The organism is Pelagibius sp., assembly GCF_028281305.1.
Taxonomy (GTDB): Bacteria; Pseudomonadota; Alphaproteobacteria; order Kiloniellales; family Kiloniellaceae; genus Pelagibius.
Map to the genome: position 1 here is coordinate 1 of NZ_JANQKD010000132.1, position 20,511 is coordinate 20,511.

Consider the following 20,511-nt stretch of genomic DNA (forward strand, 5'->3'; position numbering starts at 1 on the left):
CTTTCACCATCGGCTCGCCCAAGCAGCTCGGCGAGATCCTCTTCGACGAGATGAGCCTGCCCGGCGGCAAGAAGGGCAAGTCCGGTTCCTATGCCACCGGCGCCGATATCCTGGAAGGGCTTGCGGCTCAAGGCCACGACCTGCCGGCGCGGGTGCTGGACTGGCGCCAGCTCGCCAAGCTGAAGAGCACCTACACCGACGCCCTGCAGAGCCAGATCAACGAGGAGACGGGGCGCGTCCACACCTCCTACTCCCAGGCCGTCGCCTCCACCGGGCGGCTGTCGTCCAACGATCCCAACCTGCAGAACATCCCGATCCGCACCGAAGAAGGGCGCAAGATCCGCACCGCCTTCGTTGCCGAGAAGGGGCATGTGCTGCTGTCGGTGGACTACAGCCAGATCGAGCTGCGCCTGACCGCCCACATTGCCGAGGTCGATGCGCTGAAGGAGGCGTTCCACGAAGGCCAGGACATTCACGCCATCACCGCATCGCAGGTCTTTGACATCCCCGTCGAGGGCATGGACCCGATGACCCGGCGCAAGGCCAAGGCCATCAACTTCGGCATCATCTACGGCATTTCCGCATTCGGCCTGGCGCAGAACCTGGGCATCCCCCAGGGCGAGGCCAAGGCCTATATCGACGCCTACTTCGAGCGCTATCCCGGCATCCGCGGCTATATGGACCGCACCAAGACGCTGGCCCGCGAGCAGGGCGTCGTCACCACCCTCTTCGGGCGCAAGATCCATATCCCCGGCATCAAGGACAAGAACCCGGCGCGGCGCAGCTTCTCCGAACGCGCGGCCATCAACGCGCCGATCCAGGGCACGGCGGCCGACATCATCAAGCGCGCCATGATCCGCGTGCCGCCGGCGCTGGAGCAGGCGGGGCTGGGCGCAAAGATGCTCCTCCAGGTGCACGACGAACTGCTGTTCGAGGTGCCTGACAAGGAGGTGGAGGAGACCTCCGCCCTGGTGCGCGAAGTCATGGAAAACGCCTGCGCGCCCGCCATCGAACTCTCCGTGCCCCTGGTCGCCGACGCCGGCACCGGCGCCAACTGGGCCGAGGCGCACTAGGGCGCGCCCACTTCCTGGCGCGCGCTGTGGTAGACTGCACGCCGTTACTCCCATCCAGAGTGCCATGAGCCCGAAAGACGCCAGCCGGATCCTGCCCGCCCCGAAGAGCGACTTCGTCGGCCTGGAGGGCAAGGCGCATTTCGCCACCGGCGGCGAACCGCCGCTGCTGAAGGTGCATCGGCAATCCTTCGAGCGCTTCGCCGCCGACAAATCCGGCGGCTTCGACGGCTACTGGCGCCACTGGGAAGAGGCCGATCAGGTTCGTCAGTCGCTGGCGCGGATGACGCAGGCGGAGCCCGGCGACATCGGCCTCGTCGGCAATGCGTCCGAGGCGATCATGCGTGTCGTTGCCAGCCTCGACTGGCGGGCCGGTGACAACGTCGTGGTGCCGGCGCTGGACTATACCAGCGGGCGCTACGCGCTGGCGGGGCTCAAATCTCGCGGGGTCGACGTGCGGCTGGTGCCTGGCCGCGGCTGGTGGATCGAACGGGATGACATCCTGGCCGCCTGCGACGACCGCACGCGGCTGGTCTACCTGAGCCAGGTGAACGCCCTGACCGGCCAGCACCACGACATCGCCGCCCTCGCACGCGGGCTGGAGGGCGCGGACGCTGTGCTGCTGGTGGACGCCAGCCACGCCCTGGGCGTGGTGCCGGTCGACGCGCGGGCCAGCGACTTCGTGGTGTCCTGCTGCTACAAGTTCGTGCTCGGCATTCACGATGGCATCCTGATCTGGAACCGGCGGCGCCGGCCCGACTTCACGCCCTATGGCGCCGGCTGGGCCTCCGCCAGCCCGGGCGCAACCCCCGCAGACTATCGCCTGAAGCCGGATGCCCGGCGGGTCGAGTTCGGCAATGCCGGGCACCTGGGCGCTTATCTGCTTCGCGACTCCCTGGCCTATCTGGAGAGCTTCGGCATCGATACCATCGCCGCCCATGCCAGGGCCCAGGCGGCGCGGCTGGTGGCCGGCATGACCGCCCTTGGCCTGGAGGTCATGACCCCGGACGACCCGGCGCAGCATGCCGCCAACGCGGCCTTCGTTCATCCCGATCCGGAGGGCCTGACCCGCCGCGCCGCGGCGGAGAACATCCTGGTCTGGGGCGACAACGGCCGCATCCGTGCCTCGGCCCATCTCTTCACCACCGAAGAAGACGTGGAGATCCTCTTGGACAGCCTGCCCCGTCTCTTGAACGGGGGCCGCCCTAGTCCTGAGTGCTAGTCCTGCTTGCTATTCCTGGGTGCTGGGTTTCAGTACGCCGAGGTAGGTGCTGGCCGCCTTGTCGAAGCGATCGGGGTCGTTGAGGCTGCGGGCCAGCACCATGGCCCCTTCCAGAAGCGATAGGAACTGGTCGGCAACGTTGCGCGGATTGCCGCGGAAGGCGAGCTCGCCCGCTTTGCGGCCGTTCTTCAGGACCTCGCACAGCCAGCCCTCGCAGAGCTGAAAGAAGGCACGCACCTGGTCGTTCACGGGCTCCGGCAGGCCGTCGCGCTCGGCCCCCAGCATGCCGCAGAGGCAGAGCCGCTCGCTTTTCAGGGTCTGGCGAAAGAGCTCGACGAAGGCCTTCAGCCGCTTGGAGGCTTCGGCGTGGCGGTCGAGAATGCTTTCCAGCTCGGCGGCGAAGTCTTTCCGGTAGCGGCTGACCAGAGCCACGCCCAGATCCGCCTTGCTGGGGAAGTAATAGTGGACGCTGGCCGACTTGATGCCGATCTCACCGGCGATGTCGCGGTAGCTGAAGCCGTTGAAGCCGCGCGTCTGGATCAGCCGCTGCGCGGTATCCAAGACTCTCTCTGCGGTGATCCCCGACATCTGGCGATGGCCCTCCCCGGTCCCTCCATAATGCGGAGATCGCCAAATAAAGCAACGATCTCATTGCTCTAGCGTGAGGGTGCCGGGTGCCCGACGGCAGCGGGACGCGCCTTTCGGACGCGTCCCGGTATCGTTTTACGCAGCGGCGCGGATGCCGGCCTGGCGGACCGGCTCCCCCACATAGGCCTCGAACTGGCGGAAATTCGCCTCGAAGCGCTGGGTCAGGTCGCGCACCGTCAGGTCGTAGGCCTGCTTGTCGCCCCAGGTGTTGCGCGGGTTCAGCACCTCCGATGGCACATCCGGGCAGCTCTCCGGCATGGCCAGACCGAACTGCGGGTGATGGGCTGTGGCCGCTCCGCTTAACCGGCCGTCCAGCGCCGCGCGCAGCATGGCCCGGGTGTAGGCGATCTTCATGCGCGAGCCGACGCCGTAGGCGCCGCCGGTCCAGCCGGTGTTCACCAGCCAGCAGCGTGCGCCGGTGGCCGCCATCTTGTTGCCCAGCATCTTTGCATAGACCGAGGGGTGCCGGGGCATGAAGGGCGCGCCGAAGCAGGTGGAGAAGGTGGCCGAAGGCTCAGAGCCCATGCCCTTTTCGGTCCCGGCCACCCGCGCGGTGTAGCCGGAGAGGAAGTGGTACATGGCCTGCTCCGGCGTCAGGCTGGAGATCGGCGGCAGCACGCCGAAGGCATCGGCTGTCAGCATCACGATGTTCTTCGGCTGGCCGCCGCGGCCGCCGGGGGTGACGTTGGGGATGAAGTCCAGGGGATAGCTGGCCCGGGTGTTTTCCGTATGGCGGGCGTCGTCCAGGTCCAGGCGCCCGGTCAGCGGGTCCATCACCACGTTCTCCAGCACCGTGCCGAAGCGGCGGGTGGTGGCGTAGATCTCGGGCTCCGAGGCGGGGTCCAGGCGGATCACCTTGGCATAGCAGCCGCCCTCGAAGTTGAAGACGCCGTCGGGCGACCAGCCGTGCTCGTCGTCGCCGATCAGGCTGCGGCTGGCATCGGCGGAGAGCGTCGTCTTCCCGGTGCCGGAAAGCCCGAAGAAGATGGCCGTGTCGCCCTCGGCCCCGATGTTGGCCGAGCAGTGCATCGGCAGCACGTCGCGCTCCGGCAGCAGATAGTTGAGGACCGAGAAGATCGATTTCTTGATCTCGCCGGCATAGATGGTGCCGCCGATCAGCACCAAGCGCCGAGCGAAGTGCACAACGATGAAGGACCCGCTGTTGGTGCCGTCGCTTGCCGGATCGGCCTCGCAGAAGGGGGCGTGGAGCACGGTGAAGCCGGGCTCGAACTCGGCCAGCTCCTCGGTCTCGGGCTGAATGAACATGTTGCGGGCGAAGAGCGAGTGCCAGGCCGACTCGCTGACCACCCGGACGGGCAGGCGGTAGGCGGCATCGGCGCCGGCAAAAACATCCTGCACGAAGACGTCGCGGCCCTTGAGGTGCTCGACGACCTTGGCGTAGAGCCGCTCGAAGACGTCTTCCTCCATCGATGCGTTGACGTCGCCCCACCAGATGTCCTTCTCGGTGGAGGCCTCGCGGACGATGAACTTATCTTTCGGCGAGCGGCCGGTGTGCTTTCCGGTCAGGACGACCAGCGCCCCGCCCTCGGCGAGCCGGCCTTCGTTACGGGTAAGGCTTTCCTGGTAAAGGGCCGGAACGCTGAGGTTCCAATAGGCTCTGCGAAGATCGCTCAGGCCATGCAGGGCCAAGCCGTGGCGGCTGACCGCCGCGCCGATGTTTTCCACCTGTGTTGTCTCCCACTGCTGCAGTGTGCTCACGGTTCGTGTGCTGTCGGTTCCTTTGGCGGCGGCCTTGTCGCCGGCTCGTCACGCGGCGGAACTCTGTTCTGGCGCCCCGTTTCCGGGGTTCTCGTGCTTTGACAGATAATGGATCGGCCGAGGCTTTGAAATGGCGAATATGTGTCTTTTCTGATCTTTCCTGTGGGCTCTCGCTGTGCGGTCCGGCTGGCTCCCCCGGCGTCGCGGACCGGTAAATCTGGCTGCGGTCTTGGTCTAACCGTCGCCATGGACTAAAACTCCGGGTGCTGCGCGTTCCTGCGCGGCGATCCTCCGCCTCCAACCGCGCCGGAACGCGTCCTTGTCCGAACTCCTGCCCCTTGCCGTCGACAACCTGCTGTCGCCCATCATTCTGTTCTTCGTGCTCGGCTTCGGCGCCGCGTTGCTGCGCTCCGACCTTTCGGTGCCAGAGGCCTTCGCCAAAGCCATGGCGCTCTACCTCATGCTGGCCATCGGCTTCAAAGGCGGCGTGGAACTGAGCAAGCAGGGGCTCGACTGGACCATCGCGCTGATCCTGCTCGCCGGCGGGGCGCTGTCCTTCGTGATTCCGCTGATCGCCTATACGCTGCTGCGTCTCTTCACCCGCCTCGGCCAGGCCGACGCGGCGGCGGTCTCGGCCCACTACGGCTCCATCTCCGTCGTCACCTTCGTCGCCGGCACCGAGTTCCTGACCCTCATGGGCGTCGGCTTCGAGGGCTACATGGTGGCGGTCATGGCGATCATGGAAACCCCGGCCATCGTCACCGGCATCTGGCTGGCCCGGCGCGAACTCAACGGCGGCCCCGGTCCTGCGGCGCGGGCCCGTCGCCGGGCTCTGGTCGACCGCGATCTGATGCGCGAGATCTTCCTCAACGGCAGCGTGGTGGTGCTGATCGGCGCCTTCGTTATCGGCTGGATCACCGGGCCCAAGGGCTTCGATGCCATCGCCCCCTTTATCGACGCGCCCTTCAAGGGCGTGCTCTGCCTCTTCCTGCTGGACATGGGGCTGGTGGCGGCAGCGCGGCTGCGCGGCGCCAAGGAGCTGACGGTGAACCTTGTCGTCTTCGGCCTGGCGATGCCGGTGATCGGCGCCTCGCTCGGGCTCGCCGCCGGCTGGGCGCTCGGGCTCGGGCAGGGCGAGATGGCCCTGCTGGGCCTGCTGTCGGGCAGCGCCTCCTATATCGCCGTACCCGCTTCCATGCGCCTTGCGGTGCCTGAGGCCAGCCCCGGGATCTATCTGACCCTGTCGCTGGCCATCACCTTTCCCTTCAACCTGACGATCGGGATTCCGCTCTACTTTTCCGTCGCCACGGCGTTATCGTCTCCCTGACGGGCCCGGTTCTGAACAAGAGGCCTGCAAGGACGGCGACCCCGAGGAAGGCACCCATGGAAACCTATCTCCGCAAACGGCTGGATATCATCGTCGAGGCACCGCTGCTGCGCCACGTGGTGTCGCTGTTGGAGGCCGAGGCCGTGCGCGGCTACACCGTGATGCCCTGCCTCTCCGGCAAGGGGCCGGAAAGCAGCTGGCACGAGGGCGAGATCAGCGACGCCTTCTCCAAGCGCCTGATCATCGTGATCGCCCAGGAAGACCAAGCGCGCCAGGTGATGGCCGCGGCCCACAGCCTGCTCGCCGACTACAGCGCCATCATCACCCTCTCCGACGTCGAGGTGATCCGCGCCGATCACTTCTAGGCGGCTGCCGGGAGGCTGCCGCGCCTGCGGTCCGGCGGTTCCCGGGGAAATGTGGCACGGCGCGTCACAGAATCGCCTTAAGTTATTGTTCACAAATCACATTTAGAACACTGGCGCGAAGCCTGCCCGGGTCCGTTGTTAGGGCCATGAGCGCAGGACGGTCGGCAAGAAACCGCAACGGGTGGGGAATGCCCCGGACTTTGTCTGGAGGCATCATGGCTCTCAGAAACGGCGTTTCGCGCCTCGATTCGAAGATTTCCAGGCCCCTCGGCCGGGCGGTGCGGCGCAAGACCGAACCGCGGCGGCGCCGGCTGTCCCTGGCCCTGCAGGGCGGCGGCGCCCATGGCGCCTTTACCTGGGGCGTCCTGGACCGGCTGCTGGAGGAGCGCGGCCTCGACCTCGACGGCCTGAGCGGCGCCAGCGCAGGGGCCCTCAATGCGGCGGCTCTGGCGGCCGGCTGGCTGGAGGGCGGCGCCGAAGGCGCCCGGGCCAACCTGGAGCGCCTCTGGCGCCGCGTCAGCGGCCTCGGCGAGTTCAGCCCGAGTGCGGCGGCGACCCCGGCCCTGGACATGATGACGCGCATGTTCTCGCCCTATCAGCTCAACCCGTTGGACGTGAACCCGCTGCGCCGCATCCTGGAAGAGGTCATCGACTTCGAGGCGCTGCAGGCGGCGGAGGGACCGCGGCTGTTCGTCTCCGCCACCGAACTGAAGCAGGGCCGGGCCGAGCTCTTCGAGAATCCGGACATGACCGTGGATGTCCTCCTCGCCTCGGCCTGCCTGCCCCATCTCTATCGGGCCGTTGCCATCGACGGCGGCCACTACTGGGACGGCGGCTTCATGGCCAATCCGACCATCTTTCCCCTGGTGTTCCACTGCGACAGCCGCGACGTGATGATCATCCAGATCGATTCGCTGACCACTGACGAGGTGCCGCGCAGCGTGCGCCAGATCAACAATCGGCGCAGCCAGATCATGTTCAACGCGCCGCTGATGCGCGAGCTGGAGGCGCTGACCTACATGGGCCATATCGCCGGGCCCGGGCGGCTGCGCGGCAGCGGGATGGCCGGCAAGGTGCGCGGCCTGAACCTGCATCTGCTGGAAGGCGGGGCCGCCATGCGGGCCTTCGACGTCACCAGCAAGCAGCGTGCGGACTGGGGGTTTTTCCAGGAGTTGAAGGCCATCGGCCGGGAGGCTGCGGCGGCCTGGCTCGAGCGTCACCGCGATGCCCTGGGGGTGCGCTCCTCTCTGGATCTGACGGGCGCATAGCCTCCTTCAGGGCCGTCTAGCTTCAGGGCAATCAGGCCGGCCGCTCCAGCAGGCCGTGCTTGCGCAGCCGGTTGCGCAGCTGGTCGTAGGTCAGGCCGAGCTGCTTAGCGGTGGCGCGCTGGTTGAAGCGCTGGGCCGTCAAAGCCTGCTGCAGGAGATCGTGTTCGACCCGTTTCAGCGCCTCGCGCAGGTCGAAGGCCCGCAGGGGATCCGACAGCACGCCACCTGCCGGAACCGCTGAGGGACGTTCTGCCTTCGCCGGACCCTGGGCGGCCGGGCCGAGGGCCTCTCCGGCCTCGACCTTTGGAACGCCGGTTGCCGGGGCGCTGTCCGCGCTTGGGGCACCGGCGAGCGGATAGGGGCTGGCAAAGGGGTCGAGCACGATGCCGTCGACCGGCGCGTCCGGCGTGCCGCGAGCCACCGAGCGCTCCACCACGTTGCGCAGTTCGCGCACGTTGCCGGGCCAGGCATGGCCCAGCAGCCTTTCCAGCGCGCGCTCGTGGAACCCGGGGAACTGCGGCCAGCCCAGTTCCGCGGCCATTTCGCGCCCGAAATGACCGGCCAGCAGGGGGATGTCCTCCTGCCGGGCCCGCAGCGGCGGCAGGGTGATCACCTCAAAGGCCAGGCGGTCCAGCAGGTCGGCGCGAAAGCGGCCGGCCGCGGCGGCGGCCGGCAGGTCGACGTTGGTGGCGCCGATCACCCGCACCTCCACCTTCAGGGTGGCATTGCCGCCCAGCCTCTCGAAGGCGCCATACTCAACGGCGCGCAGCAGCTTCTCCTGCACCGCGGGGGTGGCCGAGGCGATCTCGTCGAGAAACAGGCTGCCGCCGTCGGCCAGTTCGAAGCGCCCGGCGCGGCGCCGGGCCGCGCCGGTGAAGGCCCCGGCTTCGTGGCCGAAGAGCTCGGACTCCAGCAGGCTCTCGGCCAGGGCGGCGCAGTTCAGCTTGACGAAAGGCCCGTCCCAAGCCTGCGACAGGAAGTGCAGGCGCGCGGCCACCAGTTCCTTGCCGGTGCCGCGCTCGCCGATCACCAGGACCGGCCTGTCCACAGGCGCGATGCGGGAGATCTGCTCGGCGAGCCCGAGGAAGGCGGGCGATTCCCCCAACAGTGGGGGTAGGTCAGGAGTCTGCATACTGTGAATATAGGCAATTACTGGGAAAAAACACCAATGATTAGGATTTATTGGAGGCATGAGATCTTTGTGCTGGGCTGCGGCTGCAGGAGGTTTGTTATGTAAATCAACATCTTAGTAAGATTTCGCGGACTTGGCACGATCTCTGCTAATCGATGGTTAAGATGCGCCGCAGGGGCGCCTCCCTGAACCCGCCGGGCAGCACCCGGACTGACACCAGAGAGGGCAAGAGGTTGAAAACGATGAACCGTTGGAACGATGAACCCCGAAACGAAGACGCGACCTGGCTGGACCGCGCGCTGGCCTACCTGCGCAGCCGTACGGCCGACCACTGGCTGATGTTTGCCGCCGGCCTGATCATCGGCGCCATCCTGGGGTAATGCGAAAGACCTGACCCCGTAACGGATCGGCTGCAACGCCGACCGGCGACGGAACACCGCTCAAAGCGAGAGTCGCTGGCCGCAGACAGAGGCCGTCAACAGAGACCGACAACAAAGGAACTGGAGCGATGGGTATTTTCTCCCGCCTTGCCGACATCATCAATTCGAACCTGAACGCCATCCTCGACCGCGCCGAGGAGCCGGAAAAGATCATCCGCCTGGTGATCCAGGAGATGGAGGACACGCTGGTCGAGGTGCGCAGCACCGCCGCCAAGACCATCGCCGAGAAAAAGGAAATCCGCCGCCGCCTGGCACGCCTGGAAGAGGCCCAGCAGAGCTGGCAGGAGAAGGCGGAGCTGGCCCTGACCAAGGGCCGCGAGGATCTCGCCAAGGGTGCCCTTGTAGAAAAGGCCAAGCTGGCCGAGGCCGCGACGGCGCTGCAGGCCGAGCTGGAGGACCTGGACGCCCTGCTGCGCCAGGGCGAGGCCGACATCGCCAAGCTGGAAAGCAAGCTGCGCGAGGCCAAGGCCAAGCAGCAGGCGCTGACGGCGCGCCACGAGACGGCGGGATCGCGCCTCAAGGTCCGCCGCACCCTCTACGACGGCCGTGTCGAGGACGCCTTCCAGCGCTTCGAGCAGGTGGAAAAGAAGCTCGACGAGGCCGAGGGCGCGGTGGAAGCCTACGATCTCAGCGGCGGCGGCAAGACCCTGGCGGAAGAGATCTCGGAACTGGCCGCGGAGTCTGCCATCGAGGACGAGCTGGCGGCCCTCAAGGCCAAGGTCAAGAAGTCCAAGGACAGCGGCGCGGCGGACAAGGGTTAGGCCAGAGGCGCGAGAGGCTAGAAGACCATGGATATCGAAGTACCGGTCATCCTCTTCCTCGCGGTGGTCGCGCCGATCTGGATCATCGCCCACTACGCCACGCGCTGGCGGGCGACCAAATCGCTGTCCTCCGATGAAGAGCAGTTGCTGGAAGAGCTCTGGCAGAGTGCCGAGCGCATGGAGCAGCGCATCAACGCGCTGGAACGCATCCTCGATGCCGAGGTGACGGACTGGAGGAAAAAGCTGTGACTGCCGGACCGTGTCGTCCTGGCCGGGGGCAGGCGCCTAAAGGCCCCGCCCGGCCCAGCCGCCTCTACCGCAACCGGGAGAAGGGCCGGATTTCGGGCGTCTGCGCCGGGCTTGCCGATTACTTCGGCATCAGCACCTTCATCGTGCGCCTGGTGGCGGTGATCGCGCTCTTCATGTTCACCTTTCCGACGCTGGTCTGCTACGTCCTGGCCACGCTCCTCATCGATCCGGCGCCGGAGTTCACCTACCGCTCGGAAGAGGAGAAGGAGTTCTGGCGCCAGGTGCGGCTCAAGCCCAGCGAGTCGCTCTCCCGCCTGCGCCACAAGTTCCGCGACCAGGAACACCGCGTCCGGGCGATGGAGGCCTTCGTCACCTCCTCCGAAGCGCGTCTGCACCGGGAGTTCCGCGACCTCTAGGCGCCGACCGGCCGGGGCGCAGCCCACAACGGTCAGCAGCGGCCACAGGAAACAACAGCCATGAGACGTCCCAGACGCGGGTGGATCGCCGCCCTCGCGGTGATCCCCCTCACCCTGATCGTTGCGATGGTCTATGTCGCAAACACCTGGGAAGGGGATCCCTTCACTGCGGCCGCGCCGCCGCCCGATCACGGTCCTGGTTCCGGGCCCAACCCCGGGCCCAACCCCGGGCCCAACCCCGGGCCCAACCCCGGGCCCAACCCCGGACACGGGCAGGTCTTCCGCCTCGACGACGCCGAGACGCGGCGGCTGGGCTGGGACCCGTTCAATCTCGACAGGGTCTTCGGCTACGCCGGCGGGCTGGGCAGCGATGTGCTGCTGATTGTCACCGATGGGACGGTGGTTGCAGCCTTGGGTGACCTCAAGACGCCGCGCCCGCTCCACTCCATCCGCAAAACCCTGCTTTCGGCACTGGTCGGCCGGCACCTCGGTGCGGGAGAGCGGTCTATCGATCTGGCGGCGAAGCTGGCAGACCTCGGCATCGACGACGTGCCCGTTCCGCTGACCCCCCTCCAGCGGCAGGCAACGGTCCTGCATCTGCTGCAGAGCACCTCCGGGATCAATCACGCCGCTGCCGCCGAAGAAGGCCTGGTGGCCGAGAAGAAACGGCGCCTGGGAGAGGGCGAGAACCGGCCGGGGACCATCTGGGCCTACAACAATTGGGACAGCAACGCCCTGACCACCGTCTTCGAGGTGCGCACCGGCCTGCCGGTCGCCGAGGCCTTCGAAACGGGGTTTGCTGCGCCGCTTGGCCTGCGCGACCACACCGCCGGGGCGGTTTCCTATGTTGCGGCGCCCGACCTGTCGCGGCACCGGGCGGCCATGTTTCGGATGTCCGCCCGCGATCTGGCCCGCTTCGGGATGCTCTATCTGCAAAGGGGCGAACTCGATGGCCGGCGGATCCTGCCCGCCGGCTGGGTCGACCGCATCACCGCGGACTATTCGCGGACCGGAATGTCAGGGCTGCGCCATGGCCACGGTTATCTCTGGTGGATTCCGGCGCCGGACAGCGGCCTGCCGCCCGGCACCTTCTGGGCCTGGGGCCTGGGCCAGCAGGCACTTCTCGTCGTTCCTGCCTGGCGCAGCGTCATCGTCCATCAGGCCGACATGCAGGCCTTTCTCACGCGGTTCTTCCAAGCCGTCGAGGGGGACGGACAGGCGCCGGAGGCGGCGCTTGAAACGCTCGCACTGTCCTGTCTCGGTCCGCGGGACCGTCAGACCGCTTTCTGCCGCGACGATCGTCTGATCCTGCGCCGCGAATTCGCGCAGCTTGTGAGCCTGATCGCGGCGGCCCGCCGTTGAGCGCTTGATCGGCTCAGGTTGACAGGTTCGGCCAGCCTTTCTTCGACCGGGCCTTTACGACGGGTTCTTAATCGACGGGGGCTTCACTCTTCGTCCAGGGCGTCGCGGGGCAGCGAGTAGACGAGGATCTGGCTGACGGTCTGGCCGTCTTCGGACAGGGGCATCAGGATGCCGTACTCGCGCCGCCACAGCCCGGCCGATGTCGTGAACTCGATCTCCTCGTAGAGGAAGCAGCGTTCGCGCCGGACCAGTTCGTAGGCCTCCATCACCGACTCCAGGCTGGGGCCCAGAAAGCCCTCGCTGACCAGTTTGCCGGTCGGATCGTGGCCGCGCAGGCGAACCTCCTCCGTGCCCACCACCCGGTAGCGCAGAATGGCGCAGCCGCGGTCGTCCACCCCTTCCACGTCGATCAGCAGGACGCTCGGCAGATGGCGCACCACTTCAGCCGGATCGAAATCCGCCCGGCAGGGCATGCGGCGGTCGCGGCGTATGCGGTCCCAGTAGTGGAAGATTTCCGCGATTCGATCCGGGCAATCCTCCAGGAACGTCCGGCTGGTATAGCGCCGCGGCCTGTTACGGGCCGGCTTGCCGAAGTCCTCGTTCAGTGCCATGCCGTGCCCGATCCCCGGGGTGCGGACAGGGCCCCCGGCCGACTCCCTGAATTGCCCCCAAATGTGCCCGATAACGCGCCCCGTCCCTGCCGCGGCCGCTTCGGCATAGCCGAGCATCCGCCGCCCCCGCCGAAAGTGTCGCGCGGCATTCCATCAACGGTCTTAGTTTCAAAAAGAAATACTACCATGAATAGAAATACGGCTTTGCCTTCGACAGTTTGGGACTTCAACAGCTTATCTTGGGAACAATGCTTCACCGATCCTAAGCATAACTTTGCCAATACGGGAACCATTTGTGACCTATTTTTCCGCGTATTTCAAAACGGAACTGCATTTTGCGCTCTGGACTAGGAAAGCGGTCCGCAGGTTCCTTGAAACTGCCGCAAATCCGCCACAGTCCCTCTGCAGCGTGCCCGCCATGCAGCACTGTCCCTGTGCTGCGTTATCCCTGCGCAGCGCGCCGGTATCCCCGCGGGCGATGCCTGTCCCGGGGAGAGCTATTGGGGGAAAGCTATGGGGAAAAAGCTCTGGGGAAAGGCCTTGGGAAGGATCCAACACTGTGACCGGAACGATGGGCCTGGAACGATGGGCCTGGAACGATGGGCCTGGAACGATGGCCGGCACGCTGCGGCTCGACCGGTCGGTGGGCGCGCCGATGCGATCCTGTTGACGGGGGCCTGGCGACGCGGTCCTCGCGGCGTAACCCCGGGAATTCGGTGTTGCGGCGCTTGGCCGCAGCGTCCAGGCGGCTTAGAAATGAATCCGGTGCCGGCGGCGGCACGAGCGAACCCTGTGCCGCTGGCTGCGCGGGGACGTACGGACCTCAGGCCCAAGAACCCGGAACCCGGTTCCGGTGGTTCTGGGCCTGACCGGCTGCGGCCGCGGGGTGCGGGATAACAGGTGGCAAACGGATAGTGGGCGGCAAACAGAACGGCTTGAAGGACAGGTAGGAAGATATGCAAGACACCATTGCCCTGGTGGATGATGACCGCAACATCCTGACATCGGTCTCCATCGCGCTGGAAGCCGAGGGCTTCAAGGTGCGCACCTACAACGACGGAGCCGAGGCCCTGCGCGGCCTCACCGCCAGTCCGGTGGATCTGGCCGTTCTCGACATCAAGATGCCGCGGATGGACGGCATGGAACTGCTGGGCCATCTGCGCAAGACCTCGAATCTGCCGATCATCTTCCTGACCTCCAAGGACGATGAGATCGACGAAGTTCTCGGCCTGCGTATGGGGGCCGACGACTACATCACCAAGCCCTTCTCCCAGCGTCTGCTGATCGAGCGGATCCGCGCCCTGCTGCGGCGCGAGAAAGGTGGCGAGGACGGCATGCCGGGGACGCCGGGCGGCGAGGCGCCGATCACCCGCGGGGACCTGACGCTGGATCCGGCACGTCATCTCTGTACCTGGAAGGACGACCGCGTCAACCTGACGGTGACCGAGTTCCTGATCCTCAAGGCCCTGGCGCTGCGCCCGGGTCACGTGAAGAACCGCGACCAGTTGATGGATGCCGCCTATGGCGAATCCATCTATGTCGACGACCGCACCATCGACAGTCACATCAAGCGGCTGCGCAAGAAGTTCCGGGATGCCGACGACTCCTTCCAGCAGATCGAGACGCTCTATGGCGTCGGTTATCGCTACCGCGAGCCTTGATCGCCGCCGCCCCTGCGCGGTGCTGCCGTGGCCTTGGCGCGCCGCGCGCCTGACGGCCGGCTTGTCGTCGCGGGTACCGGCATGGTGAGCACGGAAAACAGGGCCGGCGACCCGCTGGGCAATCCGTTGCAGGGCTCGGCGGGGCGCATGGCATCCGGTGGCGAGGCACCGGCGCGCCGCCGCACCGAGCAGGCCGAAGAGGAGACCTCGGGCGCGCGCGGCCTGCCGCGCCGCCGGCGGCGGTGGCGCTCGCCGCTCACCCGCCGCATTCTCACCATCAACGTGCTGGTCCTCCTGATCCCGGTTCTGGGGCTGCTGCACCTCGACCAGTATCGGGAAAGCCTGATCGCGGCGGAGCTGGATTCCCTGCGCATTCAGGGGCGGGCCTTTTCCCTGTCGCTGGGCAGCACCGCGGTGGTCGCGACCCAGGTGGGCGACGAGCAGCTGCTGCCGGAGGTGACGCGCAACCTGATGCGGGTGCTGCTGGTGGACACCGGCGTGCGCGCGCGGATCTTCGCCCGCACCGGTGACCTGCTGGCCGACAGCTTCGTGCTCGGCGGGCCGGGCGGCAAGGTTCAGGTCGTCGCCCTGCCGCCGGAGGAAAAGGGCGGCCTCAGCCTCCTGGGCCGGCTCTACGAGGCGGTCCTGAAATGGGTTCCGGGCGAGGACGACTTCCCGCTTTACCGCGAGGAGCCGGTGCAGCAGGCCCTGCACTACGCCGAGGTCGGCGGCGCCCTTGCGGGCGACAGCCCCGGCATGGTGCGTGTCGACCGCCAGGGGCGCCTGGTGCTTTCGATCGCCGTGCCGGTGCAGCGCTACCGTCAGATCCTGGGCGCGCTCATGCTGTCGAAGGACGGCGCGGACATCGATGCCGCGGTGGACGACCGGCGCCGCGACATCCTCATCGTCTGCGGCCTCGCCCTGGCGGTGACGGTGCTGCTGTCGTTCTATCTGGCCGGCACGATCGCGCGGCCGATCCGCCGCCTCGCGCAGGCGGCCGACCGCGTGCGCTTCGGCAAGGGCCGGCAGTTCGAGATCCCGGACTTCCGCCGCCGCGGCGACGAAGTGGGCGACCTCTCCGATGCCCTGCGTTCGATGACCGAGGCCCTGTGGAACCGCATGGATGCCATCGAGGCCTTCGCCGCCGATGTCGCTCACGAAATCAAGAACCCCCTGACCTCGCTGCGCAGCGCGGTGGAAACGGTGGCCCGGGTGGAGGATCCCGAACAGCAGCGCCGGCTGATGTCGATCATCCTCGACGACGTCCATCGCCTCGACCGCCTGATCAGCGACATCTCCGACGCATCGCGGCTGGACGCGGAACTCTCGCGGGCGGAGAGCGAGTCGGTGGACGTCGGCGAGCTGCTGCGCGCCCTGGCCTCGCTGCACGAAACCGTCGACGCCGATGAAGGCCCGCGCTTTGTCCTCGATATGGTCGACCATCAGAACCTGCGGGTTCTTGGCATGGAAGCCCGCCTGGGCCAGGTCTTCCGCAACCTCATCACCAATGCCATGACCTTCTCGCCGCCGGGCGGGACCATTCGCCTCTCGGCCTTGCGTCAGGGCGAGGAGATCGAGATCTCCGTCTGCGACGACGGCCCGGGCATTCCGGAAGGCAAGCTTGAAGCGGTCTTCGAGCGCTTCTACAGCGAGCGGCCGGCGGGCGAGAAGTTCGGCACCCATTCGGGGCTGGGCCTGTCCATCTCCAAGCAGATCGTCGAGGCCCACGGCGGCACCATCGAAGCCGAGAACCGCTGCGATGCCGACGGCACCGTGGTGGGTGCCTGCTTCGTCGTCATTCTGCCGGCCGAGTGAGCCCGCCGGGCTCGGCCCCGGACCACGACGATGGAGCACGATGTTGGGGAACGATAATGGGGACGATGATCGGGCGCCGGAGCAGAATCTCCACGCGACGACGATAGCGCTCGGCGATTGGGCGGTGGCGCTGCTCGGGCCGCCCGGCGCCGGCAAGTCCGATCTGGCGCTGCGCATGATCGACCAGGGCGCGGTTCTGGTCAGCGACGATCAGACCCTGTTGCAAGCCTCGGACGGCCGCCTCGTCGCGCGCGCGCCCGAGAGCATTGCCGGCAAGCTGGAGGTGCGCGGCCTGGGCATAGTCGAGATGCCCCATTGTGCCTCCGCGCCGCTGGCGCTGCTGGTGGAGTTGCGTCCTCAGTCTGAGATCGAGCGCCTGCCGGAGCCTGCTCAGCGCCGGCTTCTCGGCGTCGATCTGCCGCTGATTGCCCTCGATCCGAGCGGCACCTCCGCGCCGGAGAAGCTGCGCCTTGCGCTGCAGCATACGGCCGCGCTTATAATGCGCGCCCACGCGGAGGCGGCTTCTGCCGGCCCGCAGGAAAACGACCTGGCCGAGTGTGGCGAGACCCCCGGCGGCGATACCTTTGGCAGCGATACCTCAGGCGGTGCGACTGTGAGCGATCAGACAGTGACCGAGGCGCAGGGGGACAACCGCGAAGCGCTGCGCCTGGTGCTGGTGACCGGCATGTCCGGGGCGGGCCGCTCGACCGCGCTGCGCATTCTCGAAGACGAAGGCTACGAAGCCATCGACAACCTGCCCCTCAGCCTGCTCGATGCGGTGGTCGGTGAAGTGGGCCTCAAGCGGCCGATCGCGGTCGGCGTCGATATCCGCACGCGGGACTTTGCGGTCGGTCCCGTGCTGGACCAGCTCGACGCGCTGGCCCGCAGTCCGCGCTTCGCCACCACACTGCTCTTCGTCGACTGCGAGGACGAGGTGCTGGGACGCCGCTTCACCGAGACCCGCCGCCGTCATCCGCTGGCGCAGGACCGGCCGGTCGCCGACGGCATCGCCGCGGAACGGCGGCTGGTCGCGCCGCTGCGCGAACGCGCGGACATGATGATCGATTCCTCGCGGTTGACCCCGGCCGACTTTCGCGCGCAGTTGCTGGGCCATGTCGGCCTCGGCGGCGGTGCAGGGATGGCAGTGTTCGTGACCTCTTTCTCATTCCGCCAGGGCCTGCCGCGGGAGGCGGACCTGGTCTTTGACGTGCGTTTTCTGGCCAACCCGCACTACGACCCCGCGCTGCGGCCGCTCTCTGGCCGCGACGAGGCGGTGGCCGGCTTTGTGGCGGGCGACCCGGGATTTGCGCCCTTCTTCGACCATCTGACCCGCATGCTGGCGCCGCTGCTGCCGCGCTACGAGCGGGAAGGCAAGAGCTACCTGACCATCGCCATCGGCTGCACCGGCGGGCGCCACCGCTCCGTCTTCACGGCGGAGAGGCTCGCCGCCTGGTTGGCCGAAGAGGGGCGTCCCGTACATCTGGGGCACCGCGATATTGCCCGCGACCCGCAGCGCGCGGTGGAAAGACGGTAAGATCCGACAGGGGGAAGGTGGTCGGGACATAAACTGACGGTTGAGATCGGCCATTGACCGAGGGCATCGCTTCGGGTCCTTATCATGACAATAAGGCTTGACCCGCCGCCGTAGGGCCGCTGCGGTAGGGACAAGCCGTCAAAGCCGGCAGGGAGCAAAGAATGATCGGTCTTGTCTTGGTAACCCATGGGCGCCTCGCGGTAGAGTTCGTCCAGGCCCTGGAGCATGTCGTCGGGCCGCAGGAGAACGTCACCGCGATCTGTATCGGCCCGGAGGACGATATGGAGCAACGCCGCCAGGACATCATCGATGCCGTTTCTTCCGCCGAGCAGGGCGACGGCGTCGTGCTGCTGACGGACATGTTCGGCGGCACGCCCTCCAACCTCGCGATCTCCGTGCTCGACAAGGGCCGTGTCGAGGTGATCGCCGGCATCAACCTGCCGATGCTGATCAAGCTGACCGGACTGCGCAACACCGCCAACCTGGCCGAGGCCGTCACCCAGGCGCAACTGGCTGGGCGCAAATACATCAACGTCGCGTCCCAGCTCCTGGAATCGGATCGCGACTGATGGACAAGCCCGCCGAAGCCAAACCCGCCGCCGAGACCGCTGCCGCGAACGACCGCGTCACGCGGCGCCTGACGATCCAGAACCAGAAGGGCCTGCACGCGCGGGCGGCCGCCAAGTTCGTCAAGCTGGCGGAGTCCTTCGATGCGCAGATCACGGTTATCAAGAGCGGCACGCGGGTGTCCGGCTGTTCGATCATGGGGCTGATGATGCTGGCGGCCGGTCCGGGCTGCGAAATTGATGTCGAGGCCAGCGGCCTGGGGGCGGCCCAGGCGGTCGAAGCCTTGGCCCGCCTGGTCGACGGCAAGTTCGATGAAGACGGCTAGCAAAGGCCGGCGCCGGCCCCGCGAACAGGTTTTCGAGGGGCTGGCCGTTTCTCCCGGTGTCAGCATCGGGCCCGCCTTTGTGCGCGAATCGGGCGATCTCCACGTCCCTGAGTACCAGGTCCCTGCCGGGCGCGTGCGCCGCGAGAAGAAGCGCTTCGCCGAGGCGACCGCCAAGGCCGTCCGGCAGGTCGGCAAGCTGAAAGCCAAGTCCCTCGGCATTCATGGTCTGGCTGCCGAGGAGCTCGGTTATCTGCTGGACGCCCATCTGCAGATGCTGAAATCGCGCCGCCTGATCGGCGGCATCGAAGCGCGCATCGAAACGGAGCGCCGCAATGCCGAGGCAGCGGTGATGGCGGAAATCTCGGCCCTGGCGCAGGAATTCGTCGCCATGGAGGACGACTACCTCAGCGCCCGTGCCGACGACGTGCGCGAGGTCGGCCACCGCATCCTCCGCAACCTCACCGACACGGCCTACCGCGGCTTCAGCGGCGTCGAGAAGGGCAGCATCGTCATTGCCGAGGAGATCTCCCCCGCCGATACCGCGCTGATGGACCCGGAACAGATCACCGGCTTTGCCTGCCTGATGGGCGGCGCCGAGGGGCACACCGCCATCATGGCCCGCTCGCTCGGCCTGCCGGCGGTGCTGGGGGTCGGCGGGCTGATCCCGGCCATCAAATCAGGCGACATGCTCATCGTCGACGGCAGCAGCGGCCTTGTGATCCTCAACCCAACGGCCAAGCGCCTGTCGGCCTATCAGAAGCGCCTCAAGGCCATGGCGCGTGAGGCCCGCTCGCTGGCACGCCTGCGGGATATCCCGGCCGAGACGCGCGACGGCCAGCGCATTCTGATGGAGGTCAACCTGGAGCTGCCGCGCGAGGCGGCCCAGGCCGCCGTGGTGGGTGCCGAGGGCGTGGGCCTGCTGCGCACCGAGTTCTTTTACATGAACCGCGACGACCTGCCGGACGAGGACGAGCAGTATGCCGCGCTGGCGCAGATCGTGAAGGCGATGAAGGGCCGGCCGGTGACGGTGCGCACCCTGGATGTCGGTGGCGAGAAGCTGGCCTCCTCCCTGGGCGATCATCTCGGCGAGGCCCAGAACCCGGCGCTCGGCCTGCGGGCGATCCGGCTGTCGCTGAAGGAACCCAAGCTGCTGCGCACCCAGTTGGCGGCCATGCTGCGGGCCGCCGCCCACGGGCCTTTGCGCATCCTCCTGCCGATGATCTCCACCCCCGGCGAAATCATCGCTGTCCGCAAGGAGCTGGAGAAGACGGCCCGGCGCCTGCGCCGCCGCGGCCTGGAGGTTGCCGACCCTCTGCCGCCCCTGGGGGTGATGATCGAGGTGCCGGGGGCGGCGCTGGCGGCGGACTCCCTGGCCCAGAACTGCGACTTCTTCGCCATCGGCACCAACGATCTCACCATGTACACCCTGGCCATCGACCGCGGCGAGGAGCAGGTCGCCTATCTCTACAACCCCCTGCATCCGGCGGTGCTGCGGCTGATCCAGTTCTCCGTCGAGGCGGCCCTGCGCGCCCGCATCCCGGTCTCGGTCTGCGGCGAGATGGCCGGCGATCCCCGGTTTACCGCGCTGCTGCTGGGCCTGGGCGTGCGCGAACTCTCGATGACAGTAAAGGCCGTGCCGCGGGTGAAAAGCCGGATCCTGGGCCTGGATATGCAGGCCGCTGCCCGGCGCGCTCAGATGATCATGGACCAGGTCGACAGCACCCGTATCGCCACCTTGCTGGACGACTTCAACGAAACCGTCGCCTGACGGCGGTCCCGCGCAGTTTCCCGGCGACACCGATCCCGAAGGCGAAACGGCCGGAACACGGAAATACCGGAACACAGAAATGCCCGGCGCGCCCTGCGCCGGGCGGCCTTGCGGCGCGCGCCTTTCGCTGTTAAATGACCCGCTCCACGGGCCGGACGGCGGGCAACTGGGCGCGCGCCGGCATTGAGTCTCTTGGCGTCGAAAATCAGTGTTGCCGCGCGCCGCAGCAAGGCCGGACCTCTGCCGCGGAC

At 67.3% G+C, this 20,511-nt stretch carries 20 protein-coding genes; 16 read left to right on the plus strand and 4 right to left on the minus strand.

The genetic code is table 11. The annotated features are described in order from the left end of the window. Together Q0982_RS23680 and Q0982_RS23685 are read left to right on the plus strand one after the other, a co-directional pair. A partial coding sequence (locus Q0982_RS23680; protein WP_299400481.1) for a DNA polymerase occupies positions 1–1,073 on the plus strand: 1,073 nt, incomplete at its 5' end. Positions 1,074–1,137: 64 nt separating this feature from the next. After that, entirely contained in the window at positions 1,138–2,292 is a 1,155-nt protein-coding gene (locus tag Q0982_RS23685) for an aminotransferase class V-fold PLP-dependent enzyme (protein ID WP_299400483.1), read from the plus strand. Between the two features lie 9 nt (positions 2,293–2,301). On the opposite strand, the gene Q0982_RS23690 is transcribed toward Q0982_RS23685, so the two are convergent. Both Q0982_RS23690 and Q0982_RS23695 read right to left on the minus strand, forming a co-directional pair. After that, positions 2,302–2,880, minus strand: a complete 579-nt coding sequence (locus tag Q0982_RS23690) for a TetR/AcrR family transcriptional regulator (protein ID WP_299400485.1) — start codon at positions 2,878–2,880, stop codon at positions 2,302–2,304. 135 nt (positions 2,881–3,015) lie between these two features. Continuing rightward, complete coding sequence (locus Q0982_RS23695) at positions 3,016–4,659, minus strand: phosphoenolpyruvate carboxykinase (protein ID WP_322097102.1); 1,644 nt, start codon at positions 4,657–4,659, stop codon at positions 3,016–3,018. Between the two features lie 319 nt (positions 4,660–4,978). Between Q0982_RS23695 and Q0982_RS23700 the strand changes: the two genes are divergently transcribed. From Q0982_RS23700 to Q0982_RS23710, 3 genes are all read left to right on the plus strand, one after another. After that, a complete protein-coding gene (locus Q0982_RS23700; protein ID WP_299400487.1) occupies positions 4,979–5,986 on the plus strand; it encodes a sodium-dependent bicarbonate transport family permease in 1,008 nt (335 codons plus the stop codon). A 56-nt stretch (positions 5,987–6,042) separates the two neighbouring features. Beyond that, on the plus strand, positions 6,043–6,351 hold the full coding sequence (locus Q0982_RS23705) for a DUF190 domain-containing protein (protein WP_299400489.1): 309 nt from the start codon (positions 6,043–6,045) through the stop codon (positions 6,349–6,351). Between the two features lie 215 nt (positions 6,352–6,566). Then, a complete protein-coding gene (locus tag Q0982_RS23710; protein ID WP_299400490.1) occupies positions 6,567–7,619 on the plus strand; it encodes a patatin-like phospholipase family protein in 1,053 nt (350 codons plus the stop codon). Positions 7,620–7,650: 31 nt separating this feature from the next. Here the strand turns inward: Q0982_RS23710 and pspF are convergent, their stop codons facing one another. Next, entirely contained in the window at positions 7,651–8,751 is a 1,101-nt protein-coding gene (pspF, locus tag Q0982_RS23715; protein ID WP_322097103.1) for a phage shock protein operon transcriptional activator, read from the minus strand. A 242-nt stretch (positions 8,752–8,993) separates the two neighbouring features. Between pspF and Q0982_RS23720 the strand changes: the two genes are divergently transcribed. From Q0982_RS23720 to Q0982_RS23740, 5 genes are all read left to right on the plus strand, one after another. Then, complete coding sequence (locus Q0982_RS23720; RefSeq protein WP_299400494.1) at positions 8,994–9,131, plus strand: hypothetical protein; 138 nt, start codon at positions 8,994–8,996, stop codon at positions 9,129–9,131. A gap of 128 nt (positions 9,132–9,259) precedes the next feature. Then, positions 9,260–9,952: a phage shock protein PspA gene (pspA, locus tag Q0982_RS23725; RefSeq protein WP_299400496.1), complete on the plus strand. Its 693-nt coding sequence runs from the start codon at positions 9,260–9,262 to the stop codon at positions 9,950–9,952. A 27-nt stretch (positions 9,953–9,979) separates the two neighbouring features. Then, positions 9,980–10,201, plus strand: coding sequence for an envelope stress response membrane protein PspB (pspB, locus tag Q0982_RS23730; protein WP_299400498.1), 222 nt, complete (start codon positions 9,980–9,982; stop codon positions 10,199–10,201). Continuing rightward, positions 10,198–10,617 carry an envelope stress response membrane protein PspC gene (pspC, locus tag Q0982_RS23735; RefSeq protein ID WP_299400500.1) on the plus strand — a complete coding sequence of 140 codons (420 nt, stop codon included), beginning with the start codon at positions 10,198–10,200 and terminating at the stop codon, positions 10,615–10,617. The genes pspB and pspC overlap by 4 nt, the downstream gene beginning before the upstream one ends. A 60-nt stretch (positions 10,618–10,677) precedes the next feature. Continuing rightward, on the plus strand, positions 10,678–11,979 hold the full coding sequence (locus Q0982_RS23740) for a serine hydrolase (protein ID WP_299400502.1): 1,302 nt from the start codon (positions 10,678–10,680) through the stop codon (positions 11,977–11,979). 83 nt (positions 11,980–12,062) lie between these two features. Here Q0982_RS23740 and Q0982_RS23745 read toward each other — a convergent pair whose 3' ends face one another. Next, on the minus strand, positions 12,063–12,590 hold the full coding sequence (locus Q0982_RS23745) for a PAS domain-containing protein (RefSeq protein WP_299400503.1): 528 nt from the start codon (positions 12,588–12,590) through the stop codon (positions 12,063–12,065). Between the two features lie 956 nt (positions 12,591–13,546). Here Q0982_RS23745 and Q0982_RS23750 point away from each other — a divergent pair. The 6 genes from Q0982_RS23750 (at position 13,547) to ptsP (ending at position 20,260) form a co-directional block, all read left to right on the plus strand. After that, positions 13,547–14,251 (plus strand): response regulator transcription factor, encoded by a 705-nt coding sequence (locus Q0982_RS23750; protein WP_299400504.1) that lies wholly within the window; start codon positions 13,547–13,549, stop codon positions 14,249–14,251. An 81-nt stretch (positions 14,252–14,332) separates the two neighbouring features. After that, positions 14,333–16,066 carry a stimulus-sensing domain-containing protein gene (locus Q0982_RS23755; protein ID WP_299400505.1) on the plus strand — a complete coding sequence of 578 codons (1,734 nt, stop codon included), beginning with the start codon at positions 14,333–14,335 and terminating at the stop codon, positions 16,064–16,066. Between the two features lie 40 nt (positions 16,067–16,106). Then, positions 16,107–17,600 (plus strand): RNase adapter RapZ, encoded by a 1,494-nt coding sequence (rapZ, locus tag Q0982_RS23760; RefSeq protein ID WP_299400506.1) that lies wholly within the window; start codon positions 16,107–16,109, stop codon positions 17,598–17,600. Between the two features lie 161 nt (positions 17,601–17,761). After that, positions 17,762–18,169, plus strand: a complete 408-nt coding sequence (locus Q0982_RS23765; protein ID WP_299400508.1) for a PTS sugar transporter subunit IIA — start codon at positions 17,762–17,764, stop codon at positions 18,167–18,169. Continuing rightward, the gene (locus Q0982_RS23770) at positions 18,169–18,492 is read left to right on the plus strand and encodes an HPr family phosphocarrier protein (RefSeq protein ID WP_299400510.1); all 324 of its coding nucleotides are present in this window, start codon (positions 18,169–18,171) and stop codon (positions 18,490–18,492) included. Before Q0982_RS23765 ends, Q0982_RS23770 begins: the two co-directional genes overlap by 1 nt. Beyond that, on the plus strand, positions 18,479–20,260 hold the full coding sequence (gene ptsP / locus Q0982_RS23775; protein ID WP_299400512.1) for a phosphoenolpyruvate--protein phosphotransferase: 1,782 nt from the start codon (positions 18,479–18,481) through the stop codon (positions 20,258–20,260). The genes Q0982_RS23770 and ptsP overlap by 14 nt, the downstream gene beginning before the upstream one ends. Positions 20,261–20,511: the final 251 nt, after the last annotated feature.